The organism is Glaciecola sp. HTCC2999 (assembly GCF_000155775.1).
In the GTDB taxonomy this organism is placed as follows: domain Bacteria; phylum Pseudomonadota; class Gammaproteobacteria; order Enterobacterales; family Alteromonadaceae; genus Opacimonas.
Genome location: NZ_DS989811.1, coordinates 309,059 through 325,072 on the forward strand (window position 1 = coordinate 309,059; position 16,014 = coordinate 325,072).

20 protein-coding genes are annotated in these 16,014 nt (G+C 40.8%); 16 read left to right on the plus strand and 4 right to left on the minus strand.

Annotated features, from left to right (window positions below; genetic code table 11):
- The first annotated feature begins 74 nt into the window (after positions 1-74).
- A complete protein-coding gene (locus tag G2999_RS05310) occupies positions 75-674 on the plus strand; it encodes an HAD family hydrolase (RefSeq protein ID WP_010179470.1) in 600 nt (199 codons plus the stop codon).
- Positions 675-716: 42 nt separating this feature from the next.
- On the opposite strand, the gene G2999_RS05315 is transcribed toward G2999_RS05310, so the two are convergent.
- Entirely contained in the window at positions 717-2,966 is a 2,250-nt protein-coding gene (locus G2999_RS05315) for a GspE/PulE family protein (protein ID WP_369769857.1), read from the minus strand.
- A gap of 321 nt (positions 2,967-3,287) precedes the next feature.
- On the opposite strand from G2999_RS05315, the gene rpsJ reads away from it, so the two are divergent.
- Genes rpsJ through rpsQ form a run of 11 tightly spaced genes read left to right on the plus strand, consistent with a single transcriptional unit; the run spans position 3,288 to position 8,222 of the window.
- On the plus strand, positions 3,288-3,599 hold the full coding sequence (gene rpsJ / locus G2999_RS05320; RefSeq protein WP_010179497.1) for a 30S ribosomal protein S10: 312 nt from the start codon (positions 3,288-3,290) through the stop codon (positions 3,597-3,599).
- Between the two features lie 18 nt (positions 3,600-3,617).
- Positions 3,618-4,256 (plus strand): 50S ribosomal protein L3, encoded by a 639-nt coding sequence (rplC, locus tag G2999_RS05325; RefSeq protein WP_010179499.1) that lies wholly within the window; start codon positions 3,618-3,620, stop codon positions 4,254-4,256.
- 17 nt (positions 4,257-4,273) lie between these two features.
- A complete protein-coding gene (gene rplD / locus G2999_RS05330; protein ID WP_010179500.1) occupies positions 4,274-4,879 on the plus strand; it encodes a 50S ribosomal protein L4 in 606 nt (201 codons plus the stop codon).
- Positions 4,876-5,175: a 50S ribosomal protein L23 gene (gene rplW / locus G2999_RS05335; protein ID WP_010179502.1), complete on the plus strand. Its 300-nt coding sequence runs from the start codon at positions 4,876-4,878 to the stop codon at positions 5,173-5,175. The genes rplD and rplW overlap by 4 nt, the downstream gene beginning before the upstream one ends.
- Before the next feature lie 14 nt (positions 5,176-5,189).
- Entirely contained in the window at positions 5,190-6,014 is an 825-nt protein-coding gene (rplB, locus tag G2999_RS05340) for a 50S ribosomal protein L2 (protein WP_010179504.1), read from the plus strand.
- Positions 6,015-6,029: 15 nt separating this feature from the next.
- Positions 6,030-6,305, plus strand: a complete 276-nt coding sequence (rpsS, locus tag G2999_RS05345; protein WP_010179506.1) for a 30S ribosomal protein S19 — start codon at positions 6,030-6,032, stop codon at positions 6,303-6,305.
- Positions 6,306-6,317: 12 nt separating this feature from the next.
- Complete coding sequence (rplV, locus tag G2999_RS05350) at positions 6,318-6,650, plus strand: 50S ribosomal protein L22 (protein WP_010179508.1); 333 nt, start codon at positions 6,318-6,320, stop codon at positions 6,648-6,650.
- A 9-nt stretch (positions 6,651-6,659) separates the two neighbouring features.
- A complete protein-coding gene (gene rpsC, locus G2999_RS05355; RefSeq protein ID WP_010179510.1) occupies positions 6,660-7,364 on the plus strand; it encodes a 30S ribosomal protein S3 in 705 nt (234 codons plus the stop codon).
- Between the two features lie 2 nt (positions 7,365-7,366).
- Positions 7,367-7,780, plus strand: a complete 414-nt coding sequence (gene rplP, locus G2999_RS05360) for a 50S ribosomal protein L16 (protein ID WP_010179512.1) — start codon at positions 7,367-7,369, stop codon at positions 7,778-7,780.
- Positions 7,780-7,971, plus strand: a complete 192-nt coding sequence (rpmC, locus tag G2999_RS05365; RefSeq protein ID WP_010179514.1) for a 50S ribosomal protein L29 — start codon at positions 7,780-7,782, stop codon at positions 7,969-7,971. The genes rplP and rpmC overlap by 1 nt, the downstream gene beginning before the upstream one ends.
- Positions 7,971-8,222 carry a 30S ribosomal protein S17 gene (rpsQ, locus tag G2999_RS05370; protein ID WP_010179516.1) on the plus strand — a complete coding sequence of 84 codons (252 nt, stop codon included), beginning with the start codon at positions 7,971-7,973 and terminating at the stop codon, positions 8,220-8,222. The genes rpmC and rpsQ overlap by 1 nt, the downstream gene beginning before the upstream one ends.
- Positions 8,223-8,388: 166 nt before the next feature.
- On the opposite strand, the gene G2999_RS12630 is transcribed toward rpsQ, so the two are convergent.
- Positions 8,389-8,850 (minus strand): malate synthase, encoded by a 462-nt coding sequence (locus G2999_RS12630; protein WP_010179518.1) that lies wholly within the window; start codon positions 8,848-8,850, stop codon positions 8,389-8,391.
- 200 nt (positions 8,851-9,050) lie between these two features.
- Between G2999_RS12630 and G2999_RS05380 the strand changes: the two genes are divergently transcribed.
- Positions 9,051-10,616: a DUF3612 domain-containing protein gene (locus G2999_RS05380; RefSeq protein ID WP_010179519.1), complete on the plus strand. Its 1,566-nt coding sequence runs from the start codon at positions 9,051-9,053 to the stop codon at positions 10,614-10,616.
- A gap of 27 nt (positions 10,617-10,643) precedes the next feature.
- On the opposite strand, the gene G2999_RS05385 is transcribed toward G2999_RS05380, so the two are convergent.
- Both G2999_RS05385 and G2999_RS05390 read right to left on the minus strand, forming a co-directional pair.
- Positions 10,644-11,291: a response regulator transcription factor gene (locus tag G2999_RS05385; RefSeq protein WP_010179521.1), complete on the minus strand. Its 648-nt coding sequence runs from the start codon at positions 11,289-11,291 to the stop codon at positions 10,644-10,646.
- Entirely contained in the window at positions 11,288-12,697 is a 1,410-nt protein-coding gene (locus tag G2999_RS05390; RefSeq protein WP_010179523.1) for a cache domain-containing protein, read from the minus strand. The genes G2999_RS05385 and G2999_RS05390 overlap by 4 nt, the downstream gene beginning before the upstream one ends.
- A gap of 249 nt (positions 12,698-12,946) precedes the next feature.
- Here G2999_RS05390 and G2999_RS05395 point away from each other — a divergent pair, with 249 nt between their 5' ends.
- From G2999_RS05395 to G2999_RS05405, 3 genes are all read left to right on the plus strand, one after another.
- Positions 12,947-14,059 carry a TRAP transporter substrate-binding protein gene (locus tag G2999_RS05395; RefSeq protein ID WP_010179525.1) on the plus strand — a complete coding sequence of 371 codons (1,113 nt, stop codon included), beginning with the start codon at positions 12,947-12,949 and terminating at the stop codon, positions 14,057-14,059.
- A 130-nt stretch (positions 14,060-14,189) separates the two neighbouring features.
- Positions 14,190-14,723 (plus strand): TRAP transporter small permease subunit, encoded by a 534-nt coding sequence (locus G2999_RS05400; protein ID WP_010179527.1) that lies wholly within the window; start codon positions 14,190-14,192, stop codon positions 14,721-14,723.
- A gap of 2 nt (positions 14,724-14,725) precedes the next feature.
- Positions 14,726-16,006: a TRAP transporter large permease subunit gene (locus G2999_RS05405; protein ID WP_010179529.1), complete on the plus strand. Its 1,281-nt coding sequence runs from the start codon at positions 14,726-14,728 to the stop codon at positions 16,004-16,006.
- Positions 16,007-16,014 lie beyond the last annotated feature (8 nt).

A 16,014-nucleotide genomic window follows, 5' to 3' on the forward strand; every position in this document is an offset into this window, starting at 1 on the left:
TAGTGCATAGACTATATCTTCTAGATTGATATAAATGCTAATGTCTTGGATATAATAATTAAGAGTTGAACACCATGCATAATAATCCAATAAAAGGTTTTATTTTTGATTTAGACGGTACATTAGTGACTAGTGATCTTAATTTTACCAAAATGAAAGAAAGGGTAGGTTGTCCTATCGCTGAAGATATCCTTGAATACATTAGCCATATCGAAGATGACCAAAAACGTATAGCAGCGGAAGCGGCTGTTGTTAATATGGAAATAGAAGATGCATTGATCGCTAAATGGATCCCAGGAGCCCAACGTTTTATTGAGAAATTATATTTGCGCAACATACCCATGGCCATCGTGACTCGGAATTGCAAAGCGGCCACGTCGATCAAAATAGACAATAATAGGATTCCAATTAAGTCGGTGATAACGCGTGAAGATGCACCGAGTAAACCGGATCCTACGGCATTACAAATGATTGCCCAAGAATGGTGTATGGAACCTAGTAATATAGTATATGTGGGAGATTATATTTATGACATACAGGCAGCGAATCTAGCCAAAATGCGTGCTTGGTCATTTGGATTTGATGCTCAAGGTTATACGCATAACAAAGTTGATAGGTATTTTGACTGTTTTACCGAGCTATATAATATAGCGGAACTCGTTGCACTAGAATAAATGCTTAACCAGCCTAGATAGTAATGATAATCTCCAAAATCACTATTCTAAACCGCCTAAAATCTGAATTTGCTTGATATCTGTTATTCCGGACAATAGCTTTTTGATCCCATCTTGCATCAAAGTTCGCATACCATCATTAGCAGCTTGCCTAGCGAGTTTAGATACATTGGCGGATTTATAAATGAGACTACGTAGCTCTGGGGTCATGGTTAATAGTTCATGTACAGCGGTTCTACCTTTATAGCCAATGTCATCACAGCATTCACAGCCTACTGCATCATATACGATGATTTGATCTTGTAAATTAAGTTCAGCAATAATGCTGTCACCATATTGACGGTAAATAAACTCAATCTCTTGTGATGTCGCGTTATGAGGAATTTTACATTCTGGACATAAGGTACGAATAAGGCGCTGTGCCAAAATACCCACACATGCATCGGAAAAATTGACAGGGTCAATCCCTAAATCTAATAACCTAGTGATAGTTTCAGGAGCTGAATTGGTGTGTAGTGTTGATAATACCAAGTGACCAGTGAGAGAGGCTTCAATAGCCACATGTGCAGTTTCTTTATCTCGCATTTCACCAATAAGAATAATATCAGGATCAGCACGTAAAAATGCACGTAAGGTACTGGCGAAGGTCACGCCGATTTTTGGATTAACTTGGACTTGTTGCAAACCAGATTGCGTGATCTCAACAGGATCTTCTGCCGTCCAGATTTTTTTATCACGGGTATTTAAGTGTCCTAATGTGGCATGGAGCATGGTCGTTTTACCAGAACCAGTAGGACCTACAACAAGCATAATACCATGAGGTTTACAGACCGCTCTCTTAAGCATAGATAGGTTTTGTTCAGACAAATTCATTTTGTGTATAGGTAAAGCTCCACCGTTCGTTAACATTCGCATGACGACACCTTCACCTGCTACCGTTGGGATTGTTGCAACACGGACTTCAAAAAGCTGATCAGATATTTTAAACGTGAGTTTGCCGTCTTGAGGTATCCGTTTTTCAGCGATATCAAGGTTTGCCATGATTTTAATGCGAGCAATAACCGCATTATGATGTGAAGCTGGGATGTTATTTAAATCACGACAAATACCATCGACACGCATTCGAACATGAGTGGCGGCAGATTTATCCGGATCAATATGAATATCTGATGCGTTAAGACGTTTAGCTTCATGTAAGATCCTAGATACTAGACGTACCACCGCTGGCGTATCATCGGAGAGGGTTTCTAGATCTTCATCTACAGTATTAGTGCTGGTACTAATTTCATCTAGGATATCTGACATATCACCTAGACCAAACATACCAGCAGGTTCGCCTAAAAATTGTAAAATATGGGTAGGGAAGCCAACTGCAATGCAACAAGACTCAATACACAAAGCGCGTTCAATTTCCCTGATAAGTGTCATATTGTTCGGTTGAGCCATCAAAATAATAGGTTTGTCATCATTTGCAGCAATAATCGCAACATGATTACGCTTCAAGTAAGAAACATTTAAATGATGAGCTGTGGAATAGACATGATAATGTTCAGAGTCATAACTGATATAGGGGAGTTGGTAGTACACTGAAAGTGAAATACCGATAATGTTATGGCTTATACCATGTTCGCTGACCAGTCTTGGGAGCAGAAAGGTAATATCATCATTGAGATAATTATCGATATCTAAAGACTCTAAGGCCTTTTCTGTGATGAGACCATGATGAATTAATGTATCAAGTGGCCGCTTTGTACCGCCAAGATCATATCCAAAAGTGTGACCTAATAATTCAGCAACATCTTCACCAAGAGAGATATCATAAGTAAAATTATCAATTGTATTAATTAACTGTAAGACGCCTACTAGTGTGTCTTGTTGGAGTATGGGAATACATAATATATTACGGGTCATCTCAGTACATTGTTGATCAAATTGATCGTTAAACCTAAGGTAAGGATTTATCGCACTTAGTACTTTTTCATCATAAGGATCTGAGACAATCAGCGGATGTTGAGATAAAGCGACATAGCCTGCAATTGAGGCTGGTGAAATAGGTAGATGTATATGAGGGGCAAATGATGTTGAATTAAAATGCAACGTCAAAGATTGTTGTTGTTTACGATATTGGAAAATATAGACACGCTCAACATTGAAAATGCTAATTAGGATTGCTTCCAATTCAGTAAAAGCAGCAGATAACGTATCATGCCTATCCAACACTAATCGCACTTTGTGTAAAGGGGCAGGAATATGATGAGCGAAGGGACTAAAGATATGAGAAGAAATAACAATCACCTGCAATAAAAGAGATTATAGACCTATTTAGTTAAAATATAGATGAATAAAAATAAAAGACCTAACAATAACTTGCAATCTGTACTCCAAAGTGTATAATTCGCGCCCATTGTCCATTGAGGCAATACCATTAGTAGTTGATGTAACAGGTATATTATTTTGGTACATTCAGCAGCAAACTAGCCTCGGCTAAGGCGCAATACTAATACTATGAACAGGATCCCGATATGGGATCATCGGTTTACGCACATCTTTTCTACCAAATAAGAATGGTTGGAGAAGGTGATTTTTTTTGTTCTTTCGATTGGAGCTTAATCGATGCCAAATCAAAGAATTCGTATTCGTTTAAAAGCGTTTGATCACAAGTTGATCGATCAATCTACGGCTGAAATCGTAGAAACAGCGAAACGTACTGGTGCGCAGGTATCTGGACCTATTCCATTACCTACGCGTAAAGAGCGTTACACGGTTCTTATTTCTCCGCACGTCAATAAAGACGCGCGTGATCAATATGAAATTCGTACACACAAGCGTTTAGTAGATATCATTGAACCAACTGATAAAACAGTTGATGCATTAATGAGATTGGACTTGGCTGCCGGTGTTGATGTTCAAATCAGCCTGGGCTAACAAGAGAGGGTTTTAACAATGGCGATTGGTCTAGTCGGTCGTAAAGTAGGTATGACTCGCATCTTCACTGAAGATGGTGTGTCAATTCCTGTGACCGTTATCGAAGCGACCCCAAACCGCGTTACTCAGTTACGTACTGAGGAAACTGACGGTTATCGTGCACTACAAGTTACTGCTGGCACTAAAAAAGCCAACCGAGTAAACAAAGCTGAAGCAGGTCATTTTGCTAAAGCTGGCGTTGAAGCGGGCAGTGGTTTGTGGGAATTCCGCCTTGACGATAGTGAAGGTGAGAACATTGAAGTCGGCAGTGAAATCACTGTTGAGTTATTCAATGACACAAATAAAGTTGACGTAGTGGGTACCTCTAAAGGTAAAGGTTTCCAAGGTGCTATTAAGCGCTGGAACTTTAGTTCACAACGTATGACTCACGGTAACTCATTATCACACCGTGCACCTGGTTCAATTGGTCAAAACCAATCACCAGGTAAAGTATTTAAAGGTAAGAAGATGGCAGGCCAATTAGGCAACAAACGTGTCACAACTATCTCTTTAGAACTAGTACGTGTTGATGTTGAGAACAACCTTTTATTAATTAAAGGTGCCGTACCTGGCGCAACTGGCAGCGATGTTATCGTTCGTCCAGCTGTTAAAGCGTAAGCTTGGGGAGTAAACTGATGGAATTAACATTAAAAGACGCAAATAGCGCTCTTGAAGTATCAGATGCGACCTTCGGACGTGAATTCAACGAAGCACTTGTACACCAAGTCGTAGTTGCATTCGGTGCCGGCGCTCGTCAAGGTACAAAAGCACAAAAGACTCGTTCTGAAGTACGTGGTGGTGGTAAGAAGCCATGGCGTCAAAAAGGAACAGGCCGTGCGCGTGCTGGTACTATCCGTAGCCCAATCTGGGTTGGTGGTGGTCGTGCATTTGCTGCGAAGCCTCGTGACTTTGATCAGAAAGTAAATAAAAAGATGTACCGCGGCGCAATCCGTAGCATCTTATCAGAATTAGTTCGTCAAGAACGTTTAATCGTCGTTGAAAAATTTGGTGTGGAAGCGCCGAAGACTAAAGAATTATTAAATGCATTAAGCACTTATGATTTAAACGATGTGTTAATTGTGACTCCTGAAGTCGACGAGAACTTATTCTTAGCGTCACGTAACTTATATAAAGTTGACGTACGCGATGTACAAGGTATTGACCCAGTAAGCTTGATTGCATTTGAAAAAGTGTTAATTACTGCAGACGCTGTGAAACAACTTGAGGAGGCATTAGCATGAACGAAGAACGTTTATTAAAAGTGCTTTTAGCACCTCACGTTTCAGAGAAGTCTACATTAGCGGCTGAGACGAACAATACGGTTGTATTTAAAGTAGTAAAAGACGCGAATAAAGCAGAAATTAAAGCTGCTGTAGAGAAACTTTTCGAAGTAGAAGTTAACTCTGTTCGTACTGTGAATTGTAAGGGTAAAACCAAGCGTCACGGTCAGTCTTTCGGCAAACGCAGTGACTGGAAAAAAGCATATGTTGTGCTTAAAGAAGGTCAAGACATCGACTTCGTCGGTGCAGGCGAGTAAGAAGGGGATTAGAAATGCCATTATTGAAAGCTAAGCCAACTTCTGCCGGTCGTCGTCACGTTGTCCAGGTTGTTAATCCTGATTTGCATAAAGGCGCGCCACATGCACCTTTACTTGATAAAAAGAGCAAGTCTGGTGGTCGTAACAACAATGGTCGTATTACGGTACGTCACATCGGTGGTGGTCATAAGCAACACTATCGTATCGTTGACTTTAAACGTAATAAAGACGGTGTTCCAGCCAAAGTCGAGCGTCTAGAATATGATCCAAACCGTTCTGCAAATATCGCATTAGTGCTATATGCAGATGGTGAGCGTCGCTACATTTTAGCTCCTAAGGGACTAAAAGCAGGTGATGCAATTCAATCTGGAGCTGATGCACCTATTAAATCAGGAAATACATTACCAATGCGTAATATTCCTGTAGGTACAACAGTTCATGCCATCGAAATGAAGCCAGGCAAAGGTGCACAAATTGCACGTTCTGCTGGTGCTTATGCGCAAATGCTTGCGCGTGATGGAGCTTATGTGACTCTACGTCTTCGCTCTGGTGAAGTTCGTAAAGTATTAGCTGATTGCCGTGCCACTATTGGTGAAATCGGTAATGCTGAACACATGCTTCGTTCATTGGGTAAAGCGGGTGCAACTCGCTGGCGCGGTGTGCGCCCAACTGTTCGTGGTGTTGCCATGAACCCAGTTGATCACCCACATGGTGGTGGTGAAGGTCGTACCTCTGGTGGCCGTCATCCAGTATCGCCTTGGGGCGTTCCTACCAAAGGTAAGAAAACCCGAAGTAATAAGCGTACCGATAAACTTATCGTACGTCGTCGAAATAAATAACAGCGAGGATTCACCATGCCACGTTCTCTCAAGAAGGGTCCTTTCATTGACCTACACTTGCTGAAGAAGGTAGAAGCTGCAGTGGAAAAGAGCGACAAAAAACCAATTAAGACTTGGTCTCGTCGTTCTATGATCATCCCAGATATGATTGGGTTGACCATTGCGGTCCATAACGGTCGCCAGCATGTACCTGTGTTCGTCTCTGACGAAATGGTCGGCCATAAGTTGGGCGAATTTGCGCCAACGCGTACTTATCGCGGCCATGTCGCTGATAAGAAAGCCAAACGATAATAGGAGATTAAAATGGAAGCATTAGCTAAACACCGTTTTGCTCGTACATCGGCTCAAAAGGCACGCTTGGTAGCAGATCAAATTCGCGGTTTACACGTCGAAAAAGCGTTAGAAGTTTTAACTTACAGCAACAAAAAAGCTGCTGATTTAGTTAAAAAAGTGTTGGAGTCGGCTATTGCCAACGCCGAACACAATGATGGCGCTGACATTGACGAGTTAAAAGTTGCGAAAATCTTCGTTGACGAAGGTCCAACTATGAAGCGTATCAAGACACGAGCTAAAGGTCGTGCCGATCGTATTTTTAAGCGTAGCAGTCACATCACTGTGGTTGTGGCGGATAACTAGGAGTAGATTATGGGACAGAAAGTTCATCCTACCGGAATACGCCTGGGTATCAGCAAACCATGGACATCAACCTGGTACGCTAATACAGCAGACTATGCCGATAATTTGTTTAATGACCATCAGGTCCGTCAATATTTGACTAAACAATTAAAGAGCGCGTCACTTTCTAAAATTGTTATCGAACGCCCTGCAAAGAGCATCAAAGTAACAATCCACACAGCCCGTCCAGGCGTTGTGATTGGTAAGAAAGGTGAAGACGTAGAGAAGCTTCGCAATCACGTATCTAAGTTAGCCGGTGTGCCAGCTCAGATCAATATTGCTGAAGTACGTAAACCCGAGCTAGACGGTCAGTTAGTTGCTGACAGCATTTCTAGCCAGCTTGAACGCCGTGTTATGTTCCGCCGTGCTATGAAGCGCGCAGTACAAAACGCCATGCGATTAGGCGCAAAGGGTATCAAAGTAGAAGTTAGCGGTCGTTTAGGCGGCGCTGAAATTGCTCGTTCAGAGTGGTATCGTGAAGGTCGTGTACCATTACACACTTTCCGTGCTGACATTGATTATGCAACATCAGAAGCGAACACTACTTACGGTATCATTGGCGTTAAAGTATGGATCTTCAAAGGTGAAGTATTAGGTGGATTACCACTTACTCAAGAGCAGCCAGCTGCTCCAGCACCTAAGAAGAAAGGCCGCAACGCTAAGCGAGAGGGCTAATCATGTTACAACCAAAGCGTACGAAATTTCGTAAGATGCATAAAGGCCGTAACCGTGGTCTTGCTATTGCTGGTAGCAAAGTAAGCTTCGGTACTTTTGGTCTTAAATCTGTCGGTCGTGGTCGTATGACTGCACGTCAGATTGAAGCAGCTCGTCGTGCTATGACTCGTCACGTTAAACGTCAAGGTAAAATTTGGATTCGAGTTTTTCCTGACAAGCCAATTACTGAGAAGCCTCTTGAAGTGCGTCAAGGTAAAGGTAAAGGTAACGTTGAGTACTGGGTATGCCAAATTCAACCGGGTCGTGTGTTATATGAAATGGAAGGTGTTCCAGAAGCATTAGCACGTGAAGCGTTTGCATTAGCAGCGGCAAAACTGCCATTTAAAACAACCTTTGTAACTCGAACGGTGATGTAATGAATGCGACTGAACTAAAAGCAAAAAGCGTAGCTGAATTAAACGAAGAATTATTAAATCTTCTTCGCGAACAGTTCAACTTACGCATGCAATATTCTACTGGACAGCTTGAAAAAACTGACCAACTAAGAAAAGTGCGTCGTAGCATCGCGCGTGTTAAAACCATTTTGACCCAAAAGGCTGGTGAATAATGACTGAACAAACTATTCGTACAGTACAAGGTCGTGTGGTCAGCAACAAGATGGATAAAACCATTACTGTTGCAGTTGAGCGTAAAGTGAAGCACCCTATCTATGGGAAATTCATTAAACGTACAACTAAACTACACGCACATGACGAAGCTAACGTGTGTAATGAAGGCGATTTCGTGTCAATCACAGAATGTCGTCCTCTTTCTAAGTCCAAAAACTGGATGTTAGTTGACGTAATTACTAAAGCGTAATCTACGCCTTAGACATTGCAAATGAATAAAAGCCGTTGTGCCTAGCACAACGGCTTTTTTGTATGGCTAGATTTAATGTTTATTTAAGATAAAAAAAACTCAGCTTATGAGCTGAGTTCTAACACTTATGCATGTAGGGTACACAAGTTTATGTCATTGATTCTTTTTAAATCATGTAACTAGAACCATCAGGGGCAGTAAATTCTCGCTGTGTTGCAAGTTCTACTTGTATATCTTGAATACCAGCACAATGAGTTTGGCCACGAGTACCATTTCGATTAAATTGTATTTCAACATGTAAATCGTTCTCTTTTAATATAATTGATTCTGGTGTTTCTTTATGACCAGATAGGGCAACAAATTGCTTTGGATGTTTAAAACCACAATGTGACCCATCTTTAAAAAACGCCATAACATGACGGAAATAAACTATATATTGTTTAACATCTGCATGAGAACCGTTATCTAATGGGAAGCGTTCATCCAGCATTTGTGTGACCAACTGTGGGTTTACCATTAATTGGTAAGCACTTTGCCAGCGTATATTTCCAATAGTTGTAAAATGACCAATATTAGCAATTTGTGCAGGTGTTTGAGTTTGTTGTAAGTTGAATGCTGGCATGTTCATAGTGTTTCTCCTGATGAAATATCATCATTGTGTAAAATAAGTGTTTAAATTCGGTGCACGATGTGACTAGTTAAAAAGTCATTGTCGCCGCTTGATTTAAATAATAGAATAAAAATTCAGATAATTTCACAATAAAAATTACACAGTGTAAATTTTACAAAAACAACGAATGTCGAAAAATATTTCAAAAGGTATGCAATATGAAATCTGTGCTTGGAAACAACAGTGGTAGCCTAGGACGTAAAACACATTTGTTGGGTACTAAAGTGCGTAATTTACGAAAGCGAAATAACCTGACTCTAGATGATTTATCATCCCGTTGTATCCGCTTCGATGCAAATAATGCGCCCTCTGTGTCATATCTGTCCATGATTGAACGAGGTAAGCGTGTACCTAGTTGGGATATGTTAGATGTGATTGCCCAGGTGTTTCAAAAAGAGCCAAGTTGGTTTTTAGATGACGAACCTGAGCAAGATGATATTATTATTGATAAAGGTTCTCATGGCGGGATTTCAGGTATGCCATTGGAACCAAGCTTTTTATTTACAAACGATATTTTACAAATTGCTATCCCTGAAATGCTCTCGCAAACAGGGATCAGCGGACGTCAGTTTGCCCATTTGCTCATCCGAGCTCACCAAGAACATCATCAAAACCATTTTCCTGATCTAGAAAAAGCTGCCGAAGAAGTTGGAATGAAGCGTATGCCATTATCCTCTCAGGAATTAATGATTTTAGCACAACAACAAGGTCTCACGATTAAATGGTTTTCACGCTTGCCCAAAAGCTTTGCTATGGAGTACGGAGTCCAAAACACTTCTGTAGTGACTTCCTATTTGGGCCCCAATAATACAGTGTACTTAAATAAACTGCTGGAAAAATATGAGCGGCGTTTAAAATATGATATTGCTGTGCATATTGGACATAGCGTATTACATAATAATGATGGATTAAAGAGTGTGTTAGTTACCGGCCTTAACCAATACTCTGTTATGCAAGGTGGCAATAACCAGCAACTCCAATCTTCCCAGATCAATACTCGGGATATTCTACAAGCATGGCGTGATTTTGAAGCCAGTTTCTTTGCCGGTGCTCTTTTATGTCCTAAAGTGCCATTTAGGCAACTACTCGATCGAAATGGCTATGAAATAGCGACTCACACACAAGTGGGGGTATCAGCTTCTGTCGCAATGCGAAGAATGACGGCTGTTTCACCGTATAAGCACTGGCATTATTTTGATGCCTATGCGCCAGGTAAGCTAAAAGCGGTTTATAGAGGAAATGGTATTCCTTTACCTTGGGGGAACATGCGAGAAGTTGCTGATCCATGTCAACATTGGGCTGTGTTTAGAATGATTAATACGCCGGTAAAAGGGACTTCTGCTCAGTTGTCTATTTTAAATGTGGGGAATGAGCCTAGGATTTATTGTTGTGAATCAACAAATGTCACTGATATGGCCAAAAACCAACATGTCTTATGTTCAGGTATTGATTTGAATCCGGCGATCAATGCTCAAGGTGTTGATGCACAGGAAATAGCCCACGATATTAAACAATTATGTGTACAAGGAGGTGGTTCAGCACAACTACCTGCATCATTAAAAAAGAAATTACAAAGTGTTGCACGGATCTTGAATATTCATTGGGTGGAACGAGGCGTACTAACGGACCCTCGTTTGATTTGTTCTAGAGGCGCTGAATGCCCGCGTGAACCAAGTTGTTACGCAGGAGATGATAATGTGATTGCCACTAGTTTTATCGCCTAGGTGGTTTTACATTGCATGAGTGACAAACTAGGCAGAATTGACTAGTCCTTGTTCAATAGCATAACGCACTAGTTCAGCTAAATTATCAATGTTGAGTTTGGACTTGATGTTTCGACGATGAGCTTCTACGGTACGAACACTGATATCGAGGGTATGGGCGATGGCTTTGCTTGATTGCCCAGTAGCAATATGTGACAAAATCATCTGCTCACGAGCCGTCAGTCGTTCGTTTGAAGGATTCGTCGGACTCGCCAGAAGCATTTGTGCGATGTTACTACCAAAGTAAGACTTACCTTGAGCGACTGTTTTAATCGCTTGATAGACCTCTTCAGAATCCGTATCTTTTAAGATATAACCGGATGCGCCAGCTTGCACGGCATTTTTCACAAATTCGCTACTTTCATGCATACTAAAAATCAAAATTTTTGTATCAGGAAATGTTTCTTTAATGATTTCAGTCGCTTCAAGTCCGTTTTGATTCGGCATGCTGATATCCATTAAAATCACGTCAGGTAAACATTGTTTAGCTGTCTGGAGCACTTCAGTACCGTCATTGCATGCCCCGACGATAGCGATATCATCATAGAATGATAAACAAGCACTCAGTCCATCACGCACCATAGGATGGTCATCAACGAGCATGATTTTTATAGGGGAGGGTGAGAGTGTATTCATATTGACTCCGCCAAAATAGGTTCTTGTTTTTGTGTGTAATGATGTGCAAAAGCGGAGCGAGGGATTTTCGCGACGACAGTTGTGCCTTTTCTGCTAGAGGAGAGTTTAAATTGACCTCGATGATATTTGACCCGTTCAGCTAAATTGCGAGTGCCAATCCCACTATGTAAAGATGGCTCATTCTCATTCATCTCGTACATTCCGATACCGTTATCTCGAATGGTCAATGTCAGCCAATTGTCCATAATCGCTAAATCTATACTCGTTTTAGTTGCTTGTGCATGCTTTTCAATGTTCATCAATGATTCTTGGACCACTCGATATAACGTGATATTGATATGATCAGGCAATAACTTACTGAGTGCCGGTTTAGTAATTGTGACTGCAATATTCGTTCGCTCTGAAAATTCTTTGCCTAATGCTTCCATTGCATCTGATAATCCTAGTTCATCTAATATGCGAGGATGCAGATGATGAGAAATACGGCGAATATCAGTAATTGCATTGCTTAAATTGGTTTGAGCTTGGATTAGCGGAACCGGTTTTTCTACGTTTTGATGAGCCAAGAATTTGCCAGTAGCTTCTAAAGAGTATTTAATTGAGACTAATATTTGCACAATACCATCGTGGAGTTCACGGGAGATATGACGCTGTTCGTCTTCTTGCAGTGTAATGATTTTTTGGCCCAATTGGTCGATTTGTTTATCGCTTTCTTTTTTCTGAGTGAAATGTAATATCGTGCCTATAGTGAAAATCACAAAAATGGACGACATGGCCACAAATAAAATAATAAAACGAGTGTTATCAGTATGCTCGTCAATAGCGGTTTGAACAGAAATCAGTTGCTGTTGTACGTTATCTAAATAAACACCTGTTCCCATCATCCAGCCCCATTTAGGCAAAAAGTCAGAATAACTTAATTTCTCTGTGATAGTTTCGGTAGACGGTTGATTCCAAGGATAGCGATAAAAGTCACCACCATTTTTCGCATTTTCGATCAGTATCTGAATAGTGGGCTCGCCTTTGTCATTGAGTAAATCCCAATAATTTTGGCCCACTCGATAAGGCTCTGTAGGCAGAACAATGTTTGTTCCATATTCATCATAAACAAAGAAATAACCATCATGACCATCATAAATTAGCGTCGAAAGAATATTAGCGACAAGTTCTTGAGCAACGGGGTCATCTTTGGCTGCTCCTGCATAAATATGTTGAATTGAAGCTTTAGCGATCTCTGTATAATTCTTTAGTTCTTGTTGTTTTTGTTCGATTAAAAACGCTTCAAGCGTAGCGACATTTTGCTCAGATAAATCACGATATTCATTCGTTACGAAAATGTAAGTAAACAAAGCGGTGAGGATAACTTGGATAACCGCAAATAATTGGATCCGAAATGAAAAAGGCATAGGTAAGACCAAAGGTGTATGTTAAATCACTGTTAATGTTCTCAGGTTTTTAAATGTAAATCTATCCTCAAGGTCAATAAAAACAAGGTGTTAGACTATCGTCGTAGGTGTTTATACGTATTCCTGCTTAGTAGTTATACGAATGGTGCTTTAGCTTTAATTCATTTACATTCTGTAAACAATTTGAAACAGTGCAATTAAGTCTGTCTTAGTTGTTATTATCTACAATAAAGTGATCAAGGAAAACTTATGAAAATTAAAGCGCTTATTTCAGCCTTAGCGGCAGCCGTTGTGATTGGCTCGCTATCGGGTTGCAATGATAAAGCCGCAACTGATACTTCAGCTGCAGCAGCACCTCAAGAAGTTCAAACAGTCAATTGGCGTCTCGCTGAAACGTGGGGACCTAACTTCCCTGTATTTGGTGATGCGACTAAGAATATGGCTCGTATGGTTGATGAAATGTCGGGAGGTCGCTTTAAGATCCGTATCGATTCTTCAAACAAGCATAAATCTGCACTAGGTATCTTCGATTTCGTTAGAACTGGGCAATACCAAATGGGTCACTCTGCGTCTTATTACTGGAAAGGTAAAGACATTGAGACATTATTCTTCACCACATTACCTTTCGGTATGACCACAGCTGAGCAATATGCATGGTTCTACCATGGTGGTGGTATGGAATTAATGAAAGAGACTTATGACAAGTATGGCATTATGTCTTTCCCTGGTGGTAACACAGGTAACCAAATGGGTGGTTGGTTCCGTAAAGAAATCAATTCTCTATCTGACCTGGAAGGTCTGAAAATGCGTATCCCTGGTTTTGCGGGTGAAGTATTAGCAAAATTAGGTGCTAAGCCAACTAATATCCCTTCTGCAGAGCTATACACAGCATTAGAACGTAACACTATTGATGCATTAGAGTGGGTAGGTCCTTCACTTGATTTACGTATGGGCTTCCACAAAATTGCACCTTATTACTACACTGGCTGGCATGAGCCTGCAACTGAACTACAGTTCATGGTTAATCAAGCGGCATTTGATGAACTACCTGCTGATTTACAACAAATCTTAGTGGTAGCAATGAAAACTGCTGCATATGACATGTACACTCAGTCAACTCACGAAAGTGCGGTTAATTTAGCGACACTTCAACAAGATTTCCCTAATGTGAAAATCCGTTCTTTCTCACCTGAGATCATGAATGCGATTAAAGCAGAAAATGATAAGTTATTAGTTGAGTTTGCAAATGCCGATCCACAGTCTAAGAAAATCTTAGATTCAATCGAAAGTTACAAAGCTAAAGCTCGTCAGTGGACTAATTTCTCTGACCGTGCTTACTTAGATAACTTTGATTCAAAGTAATATTATTGGTTAAGTAATATGAGGCACCTGTCGTTTATGATAGGTGCCTTTTTATCGTATTTAGCGATAGTTTGACCCACAGTGATTCGAACGCTCACTGGTTTTATACTTATAAAAATAGCAGGATTTCATGAATTTTTTACACAATGCATTACGTAAGTTAATAGATGCAATGGGCCAGTTATGCGTCGTGTTGATGCTATTAATGGTTGCCAACGTTTTCTATGACGTTTTGATGCGATATTTTTTCAACGACGTCAGTATTGGCATGCAAGAGCTAGAATGGCACTTATTTGCAGCGATGTTCATGTTTGGTATCGGATACACTCTTAAAGAAGATGCTCACGTACGCGTAGATATCTTTTATGAAAAATTACTCCCTCATACCCAAGCGTACATTGATATTTTTGCAGCGCTGGTATTTGCATTACCGATTACGCTAATCATCATGTATTACGGCTATGGTTATGCGATAGATGCTTATCAAATGAATGAAGGCAGCCCTGATCCTGGCGGTTTACCGCATCGTTGGATTATCCGGTCTGTAATCCCGATTTCTAATGTATTTTTACTCTTATGTATTTTCTATACCATTTTGGAGAACGTGCTTAAGTTACAAGGTCCGAATGAACATGAAGACCACATCCATAACGAGGGCGTGTAAGCATGGAAGGTATATTATTATTTTTTGTTGCCCTAATATTCCTATTTTTAGGTTATTACGTGGCATTCACCTTTGCGGGTGTATCAGTCTTGGTCGGTGTTTTTTTCCTCGGCGCTGAGTTATTTGAGTTCATGCCATACCGGATCATGAGCATCATGGAAAATACGACGTTAATGTCGATTCCGATGTTCATTTTTATGGGGATAGTGTTACAAAAAACAGGTCTAGCGGAGCGCCTATTAGAGTCTTCAGCCAAACTGTTTGGCGGTATGTCTGGTGGTGTGGCCATTTCTACGATCATTGTCGGGGCATTATTAGCTGCCTCTACAGGTGTGGTCGGTGCATCCGTAGTGGCGATGGGGGTGATTTCATTGCCAGTGATGCTTAAAAATAACTACCATCAGCCAACGGCTGCTGGGGTGATTTGTGCATCAGGTACTTTAGGACAAATCATTCCTCCGTCGATTATCTTGATTATCCTTGGAGATGTGATGGGACTAGCTGTTGGTGATTTATTCAAAGCCGCGGTTATTCCTGGGATGATGCTCATCGGGGCGTACGTGTTGTATATTTTGGCTTTGAGTTATGTGAAGCCGGATTATTGTCCACCCATTCCAGTACATGAAGATAAAGCAACCATCCTAAAACAAGCTGCTCGTGATATTGTACCGCCACTATTATTAATCGTGGCAGTATTAGGCTCTATCTTTTCTGGTATCGCAACGCCAACGGAATCATCTGCTATTGGTGCTGTTGGAGCATTAGTTCTGGCACAGTTTTATGGCGGAGTATCGATTAAAACGATTTTCCAAGTGTCTAAAGAGTCGGTTAAGGTCTCGTCTATGATCTTTGCTGTACTTATAGGTGCAACAGCGTTTTCAATGGTCTTTAGCTACTCTGGTGGTGAGCACTTAGTCGAAGAGTTCTTCTTAGACTTACCTGGCGAGAAATGGACGTTCATTATCTTAGTGATGATTGCTATCTTGATCTTAGGGTTCTTTATCGACTTTATTGAGATTGCATTTTTGGTTGTGCCGATTATTACACCTGTGGCGATGGCATTGGATATTGATTTGATTTGGTTTGCGATTTTGATTTCAATGAACCTGCAGACCTCCTTCCTCTCGCCGCCATTTGGATTTAGTCTATTCTATCTCAAAGGGGTGGCACCGAAGTCGATGAAAACTACCACTATATACAAAGGAGCGGTCCCGTTTATTATCCTCCAAGTATTTGTGTTAGGGTTAATCGTGGCCTTCCCTGAAACATTTATTATGTTCTAGGTACTCGG